Origin of the sequence: Pseudomonas graminis, assembly GCF_013201545.1 — a bacterium.
GTDB lineage: Bacteria > Pseudomonadota > Gammaproteobacteria > Pseudomonadales > Pseudomonadaceae > Aquipseudomonas.
Window position 1 is genome coordinate 4,898,879 of the sequence record NZ_CP053746.1, and the last position, 19,597, is coordinate 4,918,475.

General features: G+C 60.7%; 17 protein-coding genes and 1 pseudogene. 9 read left to right on the top strand and 9 right to left on the bottom strand.

Translation table 11 applies throughout. The features are described from left to right. The first annotated feature begins 5 nt into the window (after positions 1 to 5). From FX982_RS21865 to FX982_RS21885, 5 genes are all read left to right on the top strand, one after another. Positions 6 to 839, top strand: coding sequence for a carbohydrate ABC transporter permease (locus tag FX982_RS21865; RefSeq protein WP_065991391.1), 834 nt, complete (start codon positions 6 to 8; stop codon positions 837 to 839). 95 nt (positions 840 to 934) lie between these two features. Then, positions 935 to 2,038, top strand: coding sequence for an ABC transporter ATP-binding protein (locus FX982_RS21870; RefSeq protein WP_172612561.1), 1,104 nt, complete (start codon positions 935 to 937; stop codon positions 2,036 to 2,038). Positions 2,039 to 2,072: 34 nt separating this feature from the next. Then, entirely contained in the window at positions 2,073 to 3,590 is a 1,518-nt protein-coding gene (locus FX982_RS21875; RefSeq protein WP_172612562.1) for a mannitol dehydrogenase family protein, read from the top strand. A gap of 8 nt (positions 3,591 to 3,598) precedes the next feature. Next, on the top strand, positions 3,599 to 5,080 hold the full coding sequence (gene xylB, locus FX982_RS21880) for a xylulokinase (RefSeq protein WP_172612563.1): 1,482 nt from the start codon (positions 3,599 to 3,601) through the stop codon (positions 5,078 to 5,080). A gap of 32 nt (positions 5,081 to 5,112) precedes the next feature. After that, positions 5,113 to 6,048: a carbohydrate kinase family protein gene (locus FX982_RS21885; RefSeq protein WP_172612564.1), complete on the top strand. Its 936-nt coding sequence runs from the start codon at positions 5,113 to 5,115 to the stop codon at positions 6,046 to 6,048. Positions 6,049 to 7,008: 960 nt separating this feature from the next. Here the strand turns inward: FX982_RS21885 and FX982_RS21890 are convergent. Continuing rightward, a complete protein-coding gene (locus FX982_RS21890) occupies positions 7,009 to 7,623 on the bottom strand; it encodes a hypothetical protein (protein WP_172612565.1) in 615 nt (204 codons plus the stop codon). Positions 7,624 to 7,833: 210 nt separating this feature from the next. Further along, positions 7,834 to 8,862, bottom strand: a complete 1,029-nt coding sequence (locus FX982_RS21895; protein ID WP_172612566.1) for an alpha/beta fold hydrolase — start codon at positions 8,860 to 8,862, stop codon at positions 7,834 to 7,836. A gap of 48 nt (positions 8,863 to 8,910) precedes the next feature. On the opposite strand from FX982_RS21895, the gene FX982_RS21900 reads away from it, so the two are divergent. Then, positions 8,911 to 9,207: a hypothetical protein gene (locus FX982_RS21900; protein ID WP_172612567.1), complete on the top strand. Its 297-nt coding sequence runs from the start codon at positions 8,911 to 8,913 to the stop codon at positions 9,205 to 9,207. Further along, the gene (locus tag FX982_RS21905) at positions 9,171 to 10,907 is read left to right on the top strand and encodes a dipeptidase (protein WP_172612568.1); all 1,737 of its coding nucleotides are present in this window, start codon (positions 9,171 to 9,173) and stop codon (positions 10,905 to 10,907) included. Before FX982_RS21900 ends, FX982_RS21905 begins: the two co-directional genes overlap by 37 nt. A 69-nt stretch (positions 10,908 to 10,976) precedes the next feature. Here FX982_RS21905 and FX982_RS21910 read toward each other — a convergent pair whose 3' ends face one another. The 6 genes and pseudogenes from FX982_RS21910 to galU all read right to left on the bottom strand — a co-directional run bounded on the left by FX982_RS21910 (position 10,977) and on the right by galU (position 18,089). Further along, the gene (locus FX982_RS21910) at positions 10,977 to 11,282 is read right to left on the bottom strand and encodes a DUF1883 domain-containing protein (RefSeq protein WP_172612569.1); all 306 of its coding nucleotides are present in this window, start codon (positions 11,280 to 11,282) and stop codon (positions 10,977 to 10,979) included. A 204-nt stretch (positions 11,283 to 11,486) separates the two neighbouring features. After that, on the bottom strand, positions 11,487 to 13,049 hold the full coding sequence (ahpF, locus tag FX982_RS21915) for an alkyl hydroperoxide reductase subunit F (RefSeq protein WP_172612570.1): 1,563 nt from the start codon (positions 13,047 to 13,049) through the stop codon (positions 11,487 to 11,489). Positions 13,050 to 13,207: 158 nt separating this feature from the next. Further along, a complete protein-coding gene (gene ahpC, locus FX982_RS21920) occupies positions 13,208 to 13,771 on the bottom strand; it encodes an alkyl hydroperoxide reductase subunit C (RefSeq protein ID WP_122534640.1) in 564 nt (187 codons plus the stop codon). Between the two features lie 156 nt (positions 13,772 to 13,927). Next, a pseudogene (locus FX982_RS21925) lies at positions 13,928 to 15,586 on the bottom strand (ATP-binding protein); the annotation flags it as partial. 168 nt (positions 15,587 to 15,754) lie between these two features. Next, entirely contained in the window at positions 15,755 to 17,110 is a 1,356-nt protein-coding gene (gene gorA / locus FX982_RS21930) for a glutathione-disulfide reductase (protein WP_172612572.1), read from the bottom strand. A 136-nt stretch (positions 17,111 to 17,246) separates the two neighbouring features. Next, entirely contained in the window at positions 17,247 to 18,089 is an 843-nt protein-coding gene (gene galU / locus FX982_RS21935) for a UTP--glucose-1-phosphate uridylyltransferase GalU (RefSeq protein WP_172612573.1), read from the bottom strand. A 349-nt stretch (positions 18,090 to 18,438) separates the two neighbouring features. Between galU and FX982_RS21940 the strand changes: the two genes are divergently transcribed. Both FX982_RS21940 and FX982_RS21945 read left to right on the top strand, forming a co-directional pair. Then, positions 18,439 to 18,624 (top strand): hypothetical protein, encoded by a 186-nt coding sequence (locus tag FX982_RS21940; protein ID WP_172612574.1) that lies wholly within the window; start codon positions 18,439 to 18,441, stop codon positions 18,622 to 18,624. Between the two features lie 181 nt (positions 18,625 to 18,805). Then, positions 18,806 to 19,087, top strand: a complete 282-nt coding sequence (locus FX982_RS21945; protein WP_065987192.1) for a hypothetical protein — start codon at positions 18,806 to 18,808, stop codon at positions 19,085 to 19,087. Positions 19,088 to 19,142: 55 nt separating this feature from the next. On the opposite strand, the gene FX982_RS21950 is transcribed toward FX982_RS21945, so the two are convergent. Continuing rightward, the gene (locus FX982_RS21950) at positions 19,143 to 19,499 is read right to left on the bottom strand and encodes a hypothetical protein (protein ID WP_122534636.1); all 357 of its coding nucleotides are present in this window, start codon (positions 19,497 to 19,499) and stop codon (positions 19,143 to 19,145) included. Between the last annotated feature and the right edge of the window lie 98 nt (positions 19,500 to 19,597).

Here is a 19,597-nt window from a genome sequence, read left to right on the forward strand (position 1 = left end):
AGGTCATGATGACGCTCAAACAATCCCGTCGCCTGCAAAGTGCCCTGCTTGGCACCTTGTCGTGGCTGATCGCAGCGCTGATTTTCTTCCCGATCTTCTGGATGGTCCTGACCAGCTTCAAGACCGAGATCGATGCGTTCGCCACGCCGCCGCAGTTCATTTTCACGCCGACCCTGGAAAACTACCTGCACATCCAGGAGCGCAGTGACTACTTCCACTTCGCCTGGAACTCGATCCTGATCTCCTTCAGCGCGACGATCCTGTGCCTGCTGATCGCGGTGCCGGCGGCCTACTCCATGGCGTTTTTCGAAACCAAACGGACCAAGGGCACGCTGTTGTGGATGCTCTCCACCAAGATGCTGCCACCGGTGGGCGTGCTGATGCCGATCTACCTGCTGGCCAAGACCTTCGGCCTGCTGGATTCGCGCATTGCGCTGATCGTGATCTACACGCTGATCAACCTGCCGATCGTGGTGTGGATGATTTACACCTACTTCAAGGACATCCCCGGGGAAATCCTCGAGGCCTCGCGGCTGGACGGTGCCACCACGCGCCAGGAAATCTTTCGGGTGCTGATCCCGATCTGCAAGGGCGGGCTGGCATCGACGGCGCTGCTGTCGCTGATCCTGTGCTGGAACGAAGCGTTCTGGTCGCTGAACCTGACCTCCTCGAACGCCGCGCCGCTGACTGCGCTGATCGCCTCGTATTCGAGCCCTGAAGGCTTGTTCTGGGCCAAGTTGTCGGCGGTGTCGACCCTGGCTTGCGCGCCGATCCTGATCTTCGGCTGGATCAGCCAGAAACAACTGGTCCGCGGGCTGTCGTTTGGTGCCGTGAAATAACGCAGAGCGTCAAGGACGGCGTCCACACGCAGAGCGTGGGGACGATCCAGCCGTTGATGATTTCGACATTTTGAAGAATAAAACCGGAGCCCATCATGGCTAACCTGACAATCAGAAATCTGCAAAAAGGCTTCGACGGCCACCAGATCATCAAAGGCATCGACCTGGACGTGAAAGACCGCGAGTTCGTGGTCTTCGTCGGTCCGTCGGGCTGTGGCAAATCCACCCTGCTGCGCCTGATCGCCGGCCTGGAAGACGTCACCAGCGGCAGCATCGAGCTCGATGGCCGCGAGATCACCCAAGTCACCCCGGCCAAGCGCGACCTGGCAATGGTGTTTCAGACCTACGCCCTGTACCCGCACATGACCGTTGGCAAAAACCTGTCCTTCGCCCTGGACCTGGCTGGCACGCCAAAGGCCGAGGTCAAGAAAAAGGTCGACGAAGCCGCGCGCATCCTCGAGCTGGGCCCGCTGATGGAGCGCAAGCCCAAGCAACTGTCGGGTGGACAACGCCAGCGCGTCGCGATCGGTCGCGCCATCGTGCGCAACCCGAAAATCTTCCTGTTCGACGAACCCTTGTCCAACCTCGACGCCGCCCTGCGCGTGCAGACCCGGCTGGAACTGTCGCGCCTGCACAAAGAGCTGCAAGCCACGATGATCTACGTGACCCACGATCAGGTCGAAGCCATGACCCTGGCCGACAAGGTGGTCGTGCTCAACGGTGGTCGCGTCGAGCAAGTGGGCTCGCCGCTGGAGCTGTACCACCATCCGGCCAACCTGTTCGTCGCGGGCTTTCTCGGCACGCCGAAAATGGGCTTCCTCAAGGGCACCATCAGTCGCGTCGAAACGTCGGCCTGTGAAGTTACTCTGGAGGCGGGAACAAAAGTGCTGCTGCCCTTCACCAACGCGCAACAGAGCGTGGGCGATGCCGTGACCCTGGGCATTCGTCCCGAGCATCTGGAGCTGGCCAGCGAGGGCGATTGCCAGTTGACCGTCATCGCCGACGTCAGCGAACGCCTGGGCAGCGACACCTATTGCCACGTGCGCACCACTTCCGGCGAGCCGCTGACCATGCGGATTCGCGGTGACCTGGCCAGCCAGTACGGCGAAACCCTGAAACTGCATCTGAACAGCGCGCACTGCCACCTGTTCGACGCTCAGGGCCAGGTCATCCGCCGCGCGCTGCAGGCCGCTGCCTGAGTCACCGCCCTCCACTGCATTCGGGAACACTGTCATGAAACTGAACAAGCAGAACCTCTCCAACCTGGGCGCCGGCATTGCCATCCCTGCCTACTCCCTCGATGAGCGTCGCCAAGGCATCGCGCACATTGGCGTTGGCGGTTTCCACCGCGCCCACCAGGCGTTTTACACCGATGCGCTGATGTCCCTCGGGGCGAATGAACGCAGTGGCGAAGGCCTGGACTGGGCCATTTGCGGGGTCAGCCTGCGCGAGGAAGACCGCGGCAATTTCGAAGCATTGAAGGGCCAGGACTTCCTCTACACCCTGTTCGAACTGGGCGACACCCCGGACACCGAAACCCGCGTGATCGGCGCCATGAGCCAGATGCTCATGTCCACCGACAGTGACCTGGCGCTGATCGACAAACTCGCCAGCCCGGATATCCGCATCGTCTCGCTGACCATCACCGAAGGCGGCTACTGCATTGATGACAGCACCGGCGAATTCATGAGCCACCTGCCACAGATCCAGTACGACCTCGAACACCCCGCCACACCAAAGACCGTGTTCGGTTATCTGTGCGCGGCGCTGACCCGACGCCGTGCAGAAGGCACGCCAGCGTTCACCCTGATGTCCTGCGATAACCTGCCGCACAACGGCGCGATGACACGCAAGGCGCTGCTGGCGTTCGCCCAACTGCGCGACCCGGAACTGCACGACTGGATCGCTGCAAACGTCAGCTTCCCCAACGCCATGGTCGACCGCATCACACCGATGACCAGCACCGCCCACCGCCTGCAACTGCACGATCAGAAAGGCATCGACGACGCCTGGCCGGTGGTCTGTGAACCCTTCGTGCAGTGGGTCCTGGAGGACAAATTCGTCAACGGCCGTCCAGCCTGGGAAAAGGTCGGCGTGCAGTTCACCGACGACGTGACCCCGTATGAAGAGATGAAAATCAAGCTGCTCAATGGCAGCCACCTGGCACTGACCTATCTCGGCGCGCTGAAGGGCTATCGCTTCGTCCACGAAACCATGAATGACCCGTTGTTCGTCGAGTACATCCGCACCTACATGGACCTGGACGTGACCCCGCAACTGGCGCCGGTGCCCGGCATCGACTTGACCGAGTACAAACAGACCCTGATCGAGCGTTTCTCCAATCAGGCCATTGCCGACCAGCTTGAGCGCGTGTGCTCCGACGGCTCGTCCAAATTCCCGAAATTCACCGTGCCGACGATCAATCGTCTCATCGTCGACAGCGGCAACATGGACCGCGCCTCACTGGTTGTCGCGGCCTGGGCGCTGTACCTGCAAGGCAACCGCAACGGCGACTTCACCGGCGAGAACGGCGTGCCGTACACCGTCGTCGACCCGCGCGCGGACTTTTGCAAGGCGCTGGTGGCCGATGATGTGCTGGTCACTCAGCGGCTGCTTGAAGTCGAAGAAATCTTCGGTGCGGCGATTCCCCAGTCCCCTGAGTTCGTGGCATCGTTCGAGCACAACCTGAACAGCCTGAAGCAGCTGGGCGTCAGCAAAACCCTGGAAAACCTGTTGGCGAAAACCGTCTGAGGTGGAACATGTTTCTCGGCATCGATTGCGGCACCCAAGGCACCAAGGCGATTGTTCTGGATGCCGTCAGCGGAAAGGTTCTGGGCGAAGGCTCGGCGGCCCATCACATGATCAGCGGCGCCAACGGGCGCCGCGAGCAGGATGTGCAGGAATGGCTCGATGCGTTCGAGCAGGCGACGGCGGCGGCGTTGCAGCAGGCAGGAGTGTCCGGCACGGACATTCAGGCGATCGGCGTGTCCGGGCAGCAGCATGGCCTGGTGATGCTCGATGAGTCCGGCCAGGTGCTGCGCCCGGCCAAGCTGTGGTGCGACACCGAATCCTCGCCCGAAAATGATCGCCTGCTGGCATATCTGGGCGGTGAAACCGGGTCGCTGGAGCGTCTGGGTATCGCCATCGCGCCGGGCTACACGGTTTCCAAGCTGCTGTGGAGCAAAGAGCAGTTTCCCGAGTTGTTTGCCCGCATCGATAAGATCCTGCTGCCCCATGACTACCTCAATTACTGGCTGACCGGCCGCAGCTGCAGCGAGTTCGGCGACGCGTCGGGCACCGGTTATTTCAACGTGCGCACCCGCCAGTGGGATCTCGACATCCTTCAGCACATCGACCCCACTGGCCGGCTGGTCAAGGCGCTGCCGGAGCTGATCGAGGCGCATCAGCCGGTGGGCACAATTCTTCCTGCCATCGCCGAGCGGCTGGGCCTCAACCCGAAGGCCATCGTCTCCAGCGGCGGTGGCGACAACATGATGGGCGCGATCGGCACCGGCAATATTGCGCCGGGCTCGATCACCATGAGCCTGGGTTCGTCGGGCACGGTCTACGCCTTTGCCGAGGCAGGCAACGTCAGTGCGCAGCCGTCGGTGGCAACCTTCTGCTCCTCGTCGGGCGGCTGGCTGCCGCTGATCTGCACCATGAACCTGACCAACGCCACCAGTGCCATCCGCGAGCTGTTCGCGCTGGACATCGGCGCCTTCAACGCAGCGGTCGCGTCGTCACCGATAGGCGCCCAAGGCGTGCTTGTGCTGCCATTCCTCAACGGCGAACGCGTGCCCGCCCTGCCCCACGCCACCGGCAGCATCCTCGGGCTGGACAGCACTAATCTGACCCAGGCCAACCTGTGCCGCGCGGTGGTCGAGGGCACTACCTTCGGGCTGCGTTACGGTCTGGACCTGTTGCGTGACAGCGGCATTAAAAGCGATAACATCCGCCTGATCGGTGGCGGCGCCAAAAGCGCAGTCTGGCGGCAGATCGTGGCCGACATCATGGACACGCCGGTCATCTGCACCACCGGCACCGAAGCGGCCGCCCTGGGCGCGGCGATTCAGGCGGCGTGGTGTCATTCCCACGCCAAAGGTGACGGTGAATCGCTGCAGGCCCTGACCGAGCGTTGCGTCAGTCTTGATCCGGCCAGCGAAACCCGGCCGGTTCCCGAACACGTTGCGGCGTATCACGCGGTGTATCAGCACTATCGCACTCAATTGCAGGGCCTCTGACGGACAGCCCCGTCGGCCTTTATGGAGCAACTATGTATCTGGTCTGTGGCGAAGCACTGTTTGATTTTTTCTGTCAGCCGGACAGCGGACAAAGCAACAAAGTGGGTTATCAAGCCATCGCCGGCGGTTCGCCATTCAACGTCGCGGTGGGGCTACGCCGGCTGGGCATCGATGCCGGGTTCTTCGCCGGGATTTCCAGCGATTACCTGGGCAAGCGCCTGCTGACGGTGCTGGCGGAAGAAGGCGTGCGCGATGACTTTCTCGTGCATATCGACGCGCCCACCACGCTGTCGATGGTCGCCGTGGGCGCGGACGGCTCGCCGCAGTACAGCTTTCGCGGTGAAGGCTGCGCGGACCGGATGCTGAGCGTCGAGCATCTGCCGACGCTGGACGACAGCGTGCGCGGCTTGCATGTGGGTTCGTTTTCACTGGTGGTGCAGCCGGTCGCCGAGGCGCTGCTGACGCTGGTGCGGCGGGAAAGCGGCAAGCGGCTGATTACGTTCGATCCCAACGTACGGCTGAATCCGGCGCCGAGCATCGAGCTGTGGCGCAGTCAGGTGGCGAAGTTTGCCGAGCATGCGCACATCATCAAGGTCAGTGATGAGGATCTGGAGCTGTTGTATCCGCAGAAGGATGCGGCGGCGGTGGCCGAGGGTTGGCTGAAGGACAATTGCCAGTGGGTGATCATGACCCGCGGTCGTCAGGGCGCCACCGTGTTTACGCGGGCGCTGGGCACGTGGTCGGTGGCGGCGCGCAAGGTGGAGACGGTTGATACGGTGGGGGCCGGGGATACGTTTCAGGCGGCGTTGATTGCGTTTCTGACGGAGCGGGGTCTCGATGCGCCCTCTGCTTTGGCGGGGGTAGATCGCGAGACGCTGACGAAGATGCTCGAGTTTGCGGTGACGGCGGCGGCGGTGACCTGTACGCGTGAGGGGCCAGATTTGCCCTATCGGGCGGAGGTCGTCTAGGCGTCTGGCCCTTTTCAGATCAAGATCAAGATCAACAGCGTCTGCCTGGGGGCAGACTGTTTCGCCTTCGGCGAGTTACTTGGAAAAGCACCCCAAGTAACCAAGGGTGCTTGCTCCTGGTTGGGCCCTTCGTTCCTCAGGGTTCCTTCACTCCGGTCTCGCTCCGTGGGCCCGCCGCCATCCGCCATCCATGGCGGGGGGCGGCTCTCGCGGCATCCATGCCGCTCGGCCCACGGAGCGAGACCTGCGTTCAGCCTGCACCCAAGTCGCGATTAGCGGTGTCTGGGCTATCGCGTAGAAGATCAACAGCAAAAGCTTCCCGGCTAAAGCCGGTCCCACAGTCGGAGCTGGTCCCACTGATTGCACGCGCTGCTGTTAGTGGGACCGGCTTTAGCCGGGAAGAGGCGAGCCCAGGCGCCGATATTTTTGCTGATAGCCCCCCTCCTTGTGGGAGCGAGCTTGCTCGCGAATGCTTTATCCAACACGCCAGATATCCGATGGATGTACCGGCCCCTTCGTGAGCAAGCTCACTCCCACAAGTCCTTAGCGCTTGCCCCCCTCGATCTGCCTTTGATGTGCCTTTGATCTGCCTTTGATCCGCCTTTGATCTGCTCTTGATTTGCTTTTGATCGTCCTACGCAAAATGTTCAAACACCGCCAAACGCGACTTTGGTGCAGGCTGAACGGAGGTCTCGCGGAGTGGGTCGAGCCGCATGGATGCGGCGAGAGCGCCGTCAGGACATGGATGTCCGTTCGGCGCGGGCCCACGGAGCGGGAACGGAGTGAAGGAACCCGACGAAGTCGGGCCAAACCGAGAGCAAGCACCCTTGGTTACTTGGGGTGCTTTTCCAAGTAACTCGCCGGAGGCGAAATGTCTGCCGTTAGGCAGACGCTCTTGATCTAAAAAAACCCACGAAGGCGAAACGCTCTGCCGTTAGGCAGAGCCCCACCAAAAAAGCGTCAGGCCATTTCCGCCTTTGCCATGGCGATCCTGGTCTTCACCTCCTGCTCAGCCACCTGCTGATCCGTCTTCTGCTTCTGCAGCTCAGTCACCTGCTTGTCCACCGCCGCCTGCTCCTGCGGCGTCATGGCGTCGTATTCCTCCTTGCTGACCCCCGTCAATCGCTGCCGCACCTTCTCCGCATCGGTCTGATTCATGTACGACAGAAACTGATCCTTCGCCGAACCCACGCCGTTAGAACCCGCCGTGCCATCACTGGCCGCCAGTTCATCGGACACGGTCTTGCTGACGCTGTCAGACGAGGCGACCTGCTTGTCAGCGCTGGACACAAACGCCGCAGCCGCTGCCGCCTTGTCATCATCCGTCACCGACGACGCGGTGGTGGCCGCCGCCGCTTTCAGATTCACCATCATCTTGGCAAACGACTCGTCATAGCCCTGCTTGCCGTCATTACTGCTTTGCGTCGCGCCTTCGCCATTGCTCGCAATCGCCGCCACGGGTGTGGCAGCGCCGGCCATGGCGCTGGTGTAGGCATCCGTGTCCGCCGTGGCGAAATGAGTGTGGCTCACCGCCTTCGACACGAACTGCTGGATGGCACTGTTGCCGATTAACATCTTTCACCTCCTGTTCAGGTTGTCCGATGTACCCCGACAGCAGCAAAACCGATGCCATACAGCGTTACCCAGCTGAAACGTACGCCAGCAGCGGCTTGCAGACCACGCGTCAAGCCGTGACGGGCCGCGTAATCGACAATGCTTGCCGTCTGCGGCAGATTCTCGCCGCCGGGTTGCCATACTGGCCAGGCCGCCACCGATAACGCCGACCTATTTAAGAAACGCCTTCACCGCCTCGTTCACCTTGTCCGCTTCACATGCCGGCGCCATGTGCCCGCAATCGCTGTTGAGCACCAGCAACTGAGCGCGCTTTTGAGCGGCCAGCGCCTTGGAAGGTGCCGGGTCTACCATGCGGTCCCGTTCTGAAGTGATGACTAACAATTGCGCCTTGATCTTCTTGGCCAGCGTGGCCATGTCGCCCTGGCGCACCAGATCGAAGGACGTCATCGCCTGCAATTGCCGGTACCAGTCGACCGTACTGAACGCCTGGCCACCTGTAGAGGCAGTGACATTGCCGCCAGGCGCAGGCTTGTTCCCCGCCGGCTTGGCTGCGGCACGCTCCGGCGTCCACAGATAACCGTTGTGTACCGCCGTGAGCTGCTTGAACACCGTGCCCGGCGCATAGTTGCCATCGTTCCAGCCGGGGGCCCGCTCGATGGCGGCGAGTTCCGCATTCCACGCCTGAAGGTCGCGTTCGGTTGGGTGAGGCGTGCCGACGATGGTCACCACTTTGCTGGCAAAGTCCGGGTACATCACCGCCCATTGCAGGGCCTGCATGCCGCCCATGGAAATGCCGACGATGGCGTGGGCGTGGTCGATGCCCAAGTACAGGGCGAGCAAGCGATGCTGCGCCTTGACCATGTCGCGGATGCCGAACTGCGGAAACTTCAGGCGCGGCGCAACCGGGCTGTTGGACGGCGAGCACGACACGCCGTTGCCGATGGCGTCCATCGCCACCACGTACCAGCGATTGGTGTCGACCAACTTGCCGGGGCCGATCATGTCAGCCTGATCGGACGTCCGTCCGGCCAGCCAGGTTGTCACCAGCACGACGTTATTGCGATCTTCTGCCAGGGTGCCGTAGGTGCGATAACCCAACGCGCATTGTGAGATTTTGCCGCCGGTCATGTTCACCGAGCCAATGTTTACGCGCTGCTGCTCTGCCCCCTGGCAAATGCCCACACTCATTAGAACCAGTAACGCACACAGCGTCCGGTCAGCGTATTGACGCAGTTTCATGGATTTCCTTAGAGGTAAGACCTTAATGGTTTGCGGCTACGGAAAACCATGTACATCAACACCATGCCGTCGCGCTGCGCCATCAGCGTAGCCGGTTATGTCGGACGGGTGAGGCCAATTCGCACCTATTTTTTCAGGCCATTCAACAGCCTGAATGATTTATGGTTCTGCGCCGCTTTTACCCTTCAAGGCGACAGATATCCGACTGAGGACTCCCCCTGCTCCACCGGCGATGGTAGCGTGCGGTGGTTTCTGATCGAACGATCAGACATTTCTCTCAACATGCCTGCCAAGGAATGCCCCACCCAATGGACTTTTCGCTCAAGCAAATCGCCGCTGCACTGATGCTGGCCGGCGTATCCTCTTTCGCACCCGCCGCTTTCGCCAACCTCACCGCGCAACAGAGCGGCACGATTGTCGGCAGTTTCAAGGAAAACGCCGTTACGGATTTCCGCCAGTTCCTCAAGACCGTCAGCACCACCGACGTGGCCAAGGCTGCGGGCATCGAACCGGCGATCAACGCTTTCCTCGCCAACAAGAAGCTTTCAGCCGATGAGCAGAACGATATCCATCGCCTGCTGGGCATTTACGCGCGGGTGAAATACGGCAGCGCCGCCACCGAAACCCTGCGTGAGCTGGTCGCCATCCCCACGTTCCAGACCGCTGGCATCGCGCAGCACGACAACCCGGCGTTCATCAAGATTGCCGAGAAAATCAAAACCCTCGCCCAGTCGTTCAACCTGACCTTCCGCAACATCGACAATCGCGTGTATGAAGTCTCGCTTGAGGGCTCAAGCCCTGAGGTAGTGGGGATTCACGCCCACGCCGACGTCGTGCCGGTCACCCCGGAAAACTGGTTGCTGGCCGACGGCACTCGCCTCGATCCGTTCAAAGTGACCCTGATCGGCGACCGCATGTACGGGCGTGGCACCGAGGATGACAAAAACGGCATCGTCGTCGCGCTGTACGCCATGAAGGTGATCAAGGAAGAAAAGCTGCCCCTGGCGCGCAATTTCAAGCTGCTGATCGACACCACTGAAGAAACCTCCGGTGACGCCATTCCCTATTACTTCGAGCGCAACCCGACGCCGGCCTACAACCTGGCGCTCGACGGCAGCTACCCGGTGGTCATCGCAGAGAAAGGTTACGGCACGGTCATGGCCAGCTTTCCCCGTCGCACCGCCGAAGGCACTGGCGCCGAAATCACCTCGATGACCGGCGGCATGGCGACCAACCAGATCCCGTCGAAATCAGTCGTGACGCTGGTCAGCGATCACCCCGCTGAACTGGCAGCCGAGTTGCAGAAAGCCGGCGCCGATTACGCCCAGCGCAACGGTGGCAACTTCAAGGTCGACGCAGAAGTCGCGGGCCAGGACGTCAAGCTGACGGTCACCGGCGTCTCGGCCCACTCCTCCGAACCTGAATCAGGGGTTAACCCGGTGGCGCGGATGCTCGATTTCATCAACGGCCTGGACGGCAAAGTCGCGCTCAAGCACAACGCGATCACCGACGCCGCGCACTACGCCGCTGACAACTGGGGCCTGGATTACCTGGGCGCCAAACTGGGCGTTGGCTTCAGCGATGAGTTCATGGGGCCGTTGACGGCCTCGCAGACCTACGTGGCGATGGACGACAAAGCCTTCAAGCTGGCGGTCAACCTGCGTGTACCAAGGGGCAAAACACCGGAAGCGCTGAAGGCGGAAATCGCTCAGAAGCTGACGGCCTGGACCCAGCAGAGCCACATCACGCCGGGCTTTAATTACTCGATCGCCGAGCCGATGTACCGCAATCCCGAGGGCGAGTGGGTCAAGGCGCTGCTGGCCGTCGCCACCGAGAACCTGGGCATGGAGCACAAGTTCGGCACGTCCGCCGGCGCCACGTCAGTGCACGAGCTGCCCAACGGGGTGCAGTTCGGTCTGGCCAAACCCGACGTCAAATACACCGGTCACACCGACGCCGAGTTCAAGACCACCGAGCAGTTCCTGCTGGACCTGCAGATCGTCACCGAAATGATGGGCCGCATCGGTCAGCTGCCGAAACTCTGACCACCCTGCCCGGGCCCGCTGCAATGGCGGGCCCGGTTCACGCCGGTGAATGCGCAATCATCAGAGACTTCAGTGCTGAAGCGTCGAACCTGACCGACGCACGATCTTGATCGAGTGTTTGAGATTAGGCTTGCGCGTCACACTGATCGCCCGCTGCGTGACCGTGTCGAGAGTGATATTCCAGAAGCCGGTGCTGGGCACGGCAATTTTCGCCGGAAAACGGTCGAAGGCGCCGCCGTGATAGGTGTGCCGGCCGCCGTTCTTGAAGCTGCGGAAGTTGGCGTCACTCATGAGGCGGATGTTGCAGGTGTTCGAGGACTCGATCACCACGATGTCGCCTTCATTCAGGTGTTCGCGTTGATGGATGAATTTCACGGGGTTTCCACGGCAGTGAATAAAAACGGGCGCGAGAATAGCACGGAGGCCCGCCCCTACAAGGCAGATATCTCATGAACGCATAAGTGACAGACCCAAAAAAAACCTCATGATCGCTCATGAGGTTTTTTTGTTTCTGGCCATGGGTTCAAGGGTATGGCGGATGACGCCTTCCCGGCAGAAGCCGGTCCCACTAATAAACCATTACGCCGGGGCGCTGGTGCGGATCAGGTGGTCGAAGGCGCTGAGCGACGCTTTGGCGCCCTCGCCGACCGCGATCACGATCTGCTTGTACGGCACGGTGGTCACGTCACCGGCAGCGAAGATGCCCGGGATGGACGTCTCACCGCGTTGATCGATGATGATCTCACCCCGTGGCGACAGCTCGACGGTGCCCTTGAGCCACTCGGTGTTCGGCAGCAGGCCGATCTGCACGAAGATGCCTTCCAGCTCTACGGTGATTTCTTCACCGGTGAGGCGGTTCTTGTAGCGCAGGCCGTTGACCTTCTGGCCGTCGCCGGTCACTTCGCTGGTCAACGCGCTGGTCAAGACCGTCACGTTTGGCAGGCTGTGCAGCTTGCGTTGCAGCACCGCGTCGGCGCGCAGGTTGGCGTCGAATTCCAGCAGGGTGACGTGGGACACGATACCCGCCAGGTCGATGGCCGCTTCGACGCCGGAATTGCCGCCGCCAATCACCGCGACGCGCTTGCCTTTGAACAACGGACCGTCACAGTGCGGGCAGTACGCCACGCCCTTGTTGCGGTATTGCTGTTCGCCCGGGACGTTCATTTCACGCCAGCGTGCGCCGGTCGCCAGGATCACGGTCTTGCCTTTGAGCACGCCGCCGCTGGCGAACTTGACCTGATGCAGCTCGCCGTTCTTGCCCGGAATCAATTGCTCGCCGCGCTGCAGGTTGATTACGTCGACTTCGTACTGCTTGACGTGCTCTTCGAGCGCGACCACCAGCTTTGGCCCTTCGGTATGCTGCATCGAGATGAAGTTCTCGATCGCCATGGTGTCGAGCACCTGGCCGCCAAAACGCTCGGCCGCCACCGCGGTGCGGATACCTTTGCGGGCAGCGTAGATCGCTGCGGCAGAACCGGCCGGGCCGCCGCCGACGACAAGCACGTCGAACGCTTCTTTGCCATTGAGCTTCTCGGCCTGACGATCACCGGCGCTGGTGTCGATCTTCGCCAGAATCTCTTCCAGGTTCATGCGGCCCTGGCCGAACAACTCGCCGTTCAGGTAGATGCTAGGCACGGACATGATCTGGCGGTCGGTGACTTCTTGCTGGAACAGGCTGCCTTCGATGGCGACGTGCTGCACGTTCGGGTTGAGCACGGCCAGCAGATTCAGCGCCTGGACCACGTCGGGGCAGTTCTGGCAGGTCAGCGAGAAGTAGGTTTCAAACTTGAACTCACCGGTCAGGCTGCGGGCCTGCTCGATGGTTTCCTCGGAGGATTTGGACGGGTAGCCGCCGACTTGCAGCAGCGCCAATACCAGCGAGGTGAATTCGTGACCCATTGGCAAGCCGGCAAAGCGCAGCTTGATGTCCTGGCCCGGGCTGTTCAGGGCGAAGGACGGCGTGCGTGCATCGCTGCCAGTGGTGTCCAGGGTGATCTTGTCGGAGCTGCTGACGATGTCATTGAGCAGGGCCAGCATTTCCTGAGATTTTGCGCCGTCATCAAGGGACGCAATGATCTCGATCGGGCGAGTGATCCGCTCCAGGTAAGATTTCAACTGAGCTTTAAGATTGGCGTCCAACATGGTTCGGCTTCCTTCTTCACTTTCAGGGTCTGGATCCTGTTCAGAATCCAGCGAGTTCTACAAAAAAAACGCCCGAGCGATAACCGCCCGGGCGTTTTTTGGGGGCGATGCGGTTTACGTGCCTATGGGCTCATCGCCCCCGATCCGGTCATGACGACTTAGATCTTGCCAACCAGGTCCAGGGACGGAGCCAGAGTGGCCTCGCCTTCTTTCCACTTGGCTGGGCAGACTTCGCCCGGGTGTGCAGCAACGTACTGAGCGGCCTTGATTTTGCGCAGCAGCTCGGAAGCGTCACGGCCAACACCACCGTCGTTCAGTTCGACGATTTTGATTTCGCCTTCCGGGTTGATCACGAAAGTGCCACGGTCAGCCAGACCTGCTTCTTCGATCAGTACGTCGAAGTTGCGGGAGATGGTCAGCGTCGGGTCACCGATCATGGTGTACTGGATTTTGCCAATGGCTGGCGAAGTGTTGTGCCAGGCAGCGTGGGCAAAGTGGGTGTCGGTGGAAACGCTGTAGATCTCGACGCCCAGCTGTTGGAAGGCAGCGTAGTTGTCGGCCAGGTCTTCCAGCTCGGTCGGGCAAACGAAGGTGAAGTCAGCCGGGTAGAAGAACACCACAGACCATTTGCCTTTCAGGTCGGCGTCCGACACTTCTACGAAGTTGCCGTTCTTGTAAGCAGTTGCTTTGAACGGTTTGACTTGGCTGTTGATGATAGGCATCGGTGAATCTCCTGAGGGTTGTGAAAATAGGTGCTACAAATTCGATGGGGAGGATACTACGCAAAATCGTCGGCCGAGACTCATTGGCAAAGCTCATGCTTACGATTGGTTTTGACTATAAACATGGATTATTAATAGAAAACGTTGTGAGCGTAGTCAGAGGACCTCGATCAGCCGACTCACTCGCCGGGCAAGTTCGTCGATGCCGAACGGCTTGGTGAGTAATTCCATGCCATCGTCGAGAAAGTCGCCGCGCACTTGCGCTTCGCGCGCATAACCGGTCATGAACAACACCTTCAGCCCGGGGCGATGCTGGCGGGCGACTTCTGCCAACTGGCGGCCATTCAAACCCGGCAGCCCAACATCCGTCACCAGCAAATCGATCGGCTCGGCACCCTGCAGGACCAGCAGCGCTTCATGGCTGTCGCAGGCCACCTGGACGCGATAGCCCAGGTCCTTCAACACATCCACCACCAGCATGCGCACATCGGGCTCGTCTTCGACCACAAGGACCCGCTCGCCCTGACTGGCGCGCAGCGGCTCGATGCTGCGATCGACGGCAGGCGCCTGCTCCGCCGCATCGTGATGACAGGGCAGCAGCAAATCGATCCGCGTGCCGCGCCCTTCTTCGCTGGTAATGCTGACGCGGCCCCCGGTCTGATTGATGAACCCATACACCATCGACAGACCCAGTCCGGTGCCCTGCCCGATCGGTTTGGTGGTGAAAAACGGATCAAACGCTCGCGCAATCACTTCGCTGGACATGCCCAGCCCGGTGTCCTGCACCCGAAGGCGAACGTAGTCACCCGGCGCCAGAGCGTCCTGCAACAACGGGATGTGGGTGAGTTCGGTCTGGATCAACAGCCGGCCACCATCGGGCATCGCGTCGCGGGCATTGATGACCAGGTTGAGCAAAGCGTTTTCGAGCTGATGCTCATCGGTGTTGGTCAGGCACGACGTCGCGTGCAGATCGACTTCCAGCTCGATGCTTTCACCGATGGTGCGGCGCACCAGTTCTTCCATGGACATCACCATGTGGTTGACGTCGACGGGGCACTGATTGAGCGACTGGCGACGGGCGAACGCGAGCAGGCGGTGGGTGAGCGACGCGGCGCGGTTGGCGGAACTCATCGCGGCCTCGATGTAGCGATCGATTTCCGACACTCGCCCTGCCGCCACACGACGTTGAATCAGATCCAGCGCGCCGAGCACCCCGGTCAGCATGTTGTTGAAGTCGTGGGCTATGCCACCGGTCAACTGGCCGATGGCATCCATCTTCTGCGCATGGCGCAGCGCTTCTTCGGCCTGGGCACGCTCACTGATTTCGACCTGCAGGCGCTGGTTGCTTTCGGCCAGTTCGCGGGTACGCGCGGCGACGCGCTGCTCAAGGCTCTCGTTCAGCTCGCGCAGCGCGTCCTCGGCACTGACCTGCGCCGTGATGTCCGTGCTCGTGCTCAGCCAATGGATGATGCTGCCGCGCTCATCGCGGATCGGCAACGCACGGGAGAGGAACCAGCGGTACTGGCCGTCCTTGCCTCGCAGGGGAAAGGTGTCTTCCCACAACGAGCCGGTGGCGAAGCAGCGCTTCAGACGCGACTCGACGCGCTGGCCATGGTCAGGGTGATGCAGTGATCGCCAGCCCAGCGCCATCATCGCCTCGTGAGAGGTGCCTGTGTAGCTGTACCAGCGTTCGTTGTACCAATGGATGCGCCCGGCGGGATCGGCGATCCAGGCCAACTGACTCATGTTGTCGGCGAGGCTGCGAAACTGCCGTTCACTTTCTTCGAGCGCTTCGGTTCTGGAAAGCGCCTGGTCGTCAGGTCCTGCTGGATTCAAAGGCATGGCTGCCGAAAAACTCGTGCTGGTCAAAGAGTGGGTCCGTCCCTAAAAACAATGGCTCGTCCAGCTCCCTCCATGGAGGCCGGACCGTTCACGTGTGCGTTGTGCTGTGTGCGATGTTCAGTGACGCGTGCTGCGAAAGGCTTAGCGCGTCGGCGTGCGCATGGTGACGAATTCTTCCGCCGCCGTAGGATGCACGCCAATGGTGTCGTCGAAAATCTGTTTGGTGGCGCCGGCCTTGAGTGCGATCGCCAGGCTCTGGATGATCTCGCCGGCGTCCGGGCCAACCATGTGGCAACCCAGCACGCGATCGGTTTTGGCGTCGACCACCAGCTTCATCAGGGTGCGCTCCTGGTTGTCGGTCAACGACAGCTTCATTGGCCGGAACTTGCTTTCGAATACCTGCACCTCATACCCGTCCTTCATGGCTTCGGCCTCGGTGAGGCCGACCGTGCCGATGTTCGGCAGGCTGAACACGGCAGTGGGAATGTGGCGGTAATCCACGGGGCGGTACTGCTCGGGTTTGAACAGACGCCGCGCGACGGCCATGCCTTCGGCGAGGGCCACCGGCGTCAACTGCACGCGACCGATGATGTCGCCGACGGCGATGATCGACGGCTCGGTGGTCTGGTAGTCACCGTTGACCTTGATGAAGCCCTTGTCATCCAGTTCGACGTTGACGGTGTCCATGCCCAGGTTGTCCAGCATCGGACGGCGTCCGGTGGCGTAGAACACGCAATCGGTGTTGAAACTGCTGCCGTCATTCAGGCTCAGTTGCAACGTGCCGTCGGCCAGCTTCTCGATGCTGTTGATTTCGGTCTTGAAGCGAATGTCCATCTCGCGCTTGGCGAGCTCTTCGTGGAGATGGGTGCGCACGCTTTCGTCGAAGCCGCGCAGGAACAATTCGCCGCGGTACATCAGCGAGACATCAGCCCCCAGGCCGTTGAAGATCGAGGCGAATTCCACCGCAATGTAGCCGCCGCCGACCACGACGACGCGCTTGGGCATCTGTTCGAGGAAGAACACTTCGTTGGAGGTGATGGCGTGCTCACGGCCCGGAATCTGCGGAACCTGAGGCCAGCCACCGGTGGCGATCATGATGTGTTCAGCAGTGTGAACCTGGCCGTTGATTTCAACTTCGTGGGGGCCGCGCAGGCGCGCGTGGCCTTCCATCAACGTGACGCCGCTGTTGTCCAGCAGCTTGCGGTAGACGCCGTTGAGACGGCTGATTTCACGGTTCTTGTTAGCGATCAGGGTGGGCCAGTCGAAATGCGCCTCGCCACTGCTCCAGCCATACCCTTTCGCCTGTTCGAAGTCTTCCGAATAGTGCGCGCCGTAGACCATCAGCTTTTTCGGTACGCAACCGACGTTGACGCACGTGCCCCCCAGATAACGGCTCTCGGCCACCGCCACGCGCGCGCCGAAACCGGCGGAAAACCGCGCCGCCCGAACGCCGGCCGAGCCTGCGCCAATTACAAAAAGGTCAAAGTCGTAGCTCATGTGTCTCTCCTAAGCGATGCGCTAGCATAACCGCTTGAGCGCGCTCGGCAAGTTCCGTAGGACAGAAACGACAAAGCCACCCGAAGGTGGCTTTGTCTGACAGCACAGCTAAACGCTGACTACCGATACAGATGCATCACTGAGTCGATTTGCCGGTCTTGTAGAAGTGCTCGAAGCAGAAGTTGGTGGCTTCAACGTAGCCTTCAGCGCCACCGCAGTCGAAGCGCTTGCCCTGGAATTTGTAGGCCAGCACGTTGCCTTCAGCCGCTTGCTTCATCAGGGCGTCGGTGATTTGAATTTCGCCGCCTTTGCCTGGCTCAGTGTTTTCGATCTTCTCGAAGATGTCCGGGGTCAGGATATAACGACCGATGATGGCGAGGTTGGACGGGGCAACGTCCGGCGCCGGCTTCTCGACCATGTCAGTGACGCGGAACAGGCCTGGCTTGATTTCTTCGCCAGCAATAACGCCGTACTTGTTGGTCTCGTTCGGGTCGACTTCCTGAATCGCAACGATCGAGCACTTGTACTGCTGGTGCAGTTTGACCATCTGTGCCAGAACGCCATCGCCTTCCAGGTTTACGCACAAGTCATCCGCCAACACCACGGCAAATGCCTCGTTACCGATCAGCGGACGACCGCTCAGAATCGCGTGCCCCAGCCCCTTCATTTCGGTCTGGCGAGTGTAGGAAAAGCTGCACTCGTCGATCAGCTTGCGGATACCGACCAGGTACTTTTCCTTGTCGGTGCCCTTGATCTGGTGCTCCAGCTCGTAGCTGATATCGAAATGGTCTTCCAGCGCGCGCTTGCCGCGGCCGGTGACGATGGAAATTTGGTTCAAACCCGCAGCCAGTGCTTCTTCCACGCCGTATTGGATCAGCGGCTTGTTGACAACTGCCAGCATCTCTTTGGGCATGGCCTTGGTCGCTGGCAAAAAGCGAGTGCCGTAACCGGCTGCAGGGAACAAGCATTTCTTGATCATATAAATCCTTGATGAGCTGGGGGTGTTGCGGCGCAGTCTAATGAGGCGGCGATAACCTTACAATGCCGCTACTGGCCGTTCGCTGCCTAGGTAGAGGAACGCTGACGCGGATAGTTCCGCAAATGGCTGCGCAAATAGCTCAGCAACCCGATCTCTCGCCACGCTTCACCCACTGATTATTGGAATTCCATGCTGTCCTTCGTACGAGTGCATCCCGCGCCCCGTAACCGCCGTTCGTTGACCTTCGCAAGCGTAGCCCTGTTCGCCACCACGCGTGGGAAATTGTGCGATTGCCCTTTGGCATTTGCCGATTATCATGGACGCCTGAATTATCAATCGAGACGAGTCGATGTCTGAAGTCAAAAGCGTTAACGGGTACCAGATCAAAAAGCTCCAGGACGGCCAATGGTGGCTGGTAGGCCACGACGGTGAAGCCGTGGCAGGCCCGTTCGCCAGCGAGAGCAGCGCCATTGAAGTCGCCGCCGTGTTTGAGGACACGCCAGCCCCGCGTCGTCGGGCTGACAAGAAGGACTGATCAGGCGGCCCCGGCCCGCTCTGCAATGGAGTGCGGCCGAGGCCTTTCTTGCGCGGCTTCGGCCTCGAATGTGGCCGCAGGAGGCCTGCAAAAAATCTACGGTGATGCCGGAACGATGGCACTGCCTTTCAGTCTCAGATTAGCAATTCCCACACCGGCCCTCATCGCGAAGCATTCCACCATGATCAAGATCTTATCCGTCATTGCTGTACTGGCCCTGACCGGCTGCGCGACTGCGCAGAACACCTACCTCAAAGACGGCAAGCAGGCGTTGAGCATCGACTGCTCCGGCGAAGCCATGTCCTGGGCCGCCTGCTACGAAAAGGCTGACGCCTCCTGCGCGGGCACCGGTTACAACATCGTCAGCACCAACGGCACACCGCAACCCAAGGAAGATGACAAGACCCTGGGTGTAGATGTCGGCAATTATAAAAACCGCACGGTGCTGGTGGTCTGCAAATAACGTATCACCCGTCTAACCGCTGACACGCGTCACGCTTGATCCGCCCGTAACCGCGTCACTCGCCCGAAATACAGGCTGTCACGGCGTGCTGCACGTCTTTGGGCCGCAGCGGGTTATTCGACAAGCGCTCGAACAGCTTGATCGAGCTGCCGCTGGAGCGGGTCTCGATGTCAACGATGGCAGCAGGGTCACTGGTCAGCAACTTCTGTGGAACGATGATGCGCAAGCCCTCTTTGTGGGGCTCGATCTGCGGCGGCTTGCGGCTGTCAGAGATGCGTCCGACAAAGCATGCGGCATAATCTTTCGGCGACTTGCCGGACATGACGCTCATGGTCGCCGGGGTGTGTTCGATGTCCGTGACTGTGGCGCAACCGGTCATCGCCAGTGCCAGAATAACAACCGCCAATTTCATACAATCCCTCCAGTAAAGGTGCTTACGACAAGCCTGATCCGGATTAAATCCCGCGCGTCAGCTTTTTTAACTGCCAGGCTGGCTGTCAAGGCCGCGTC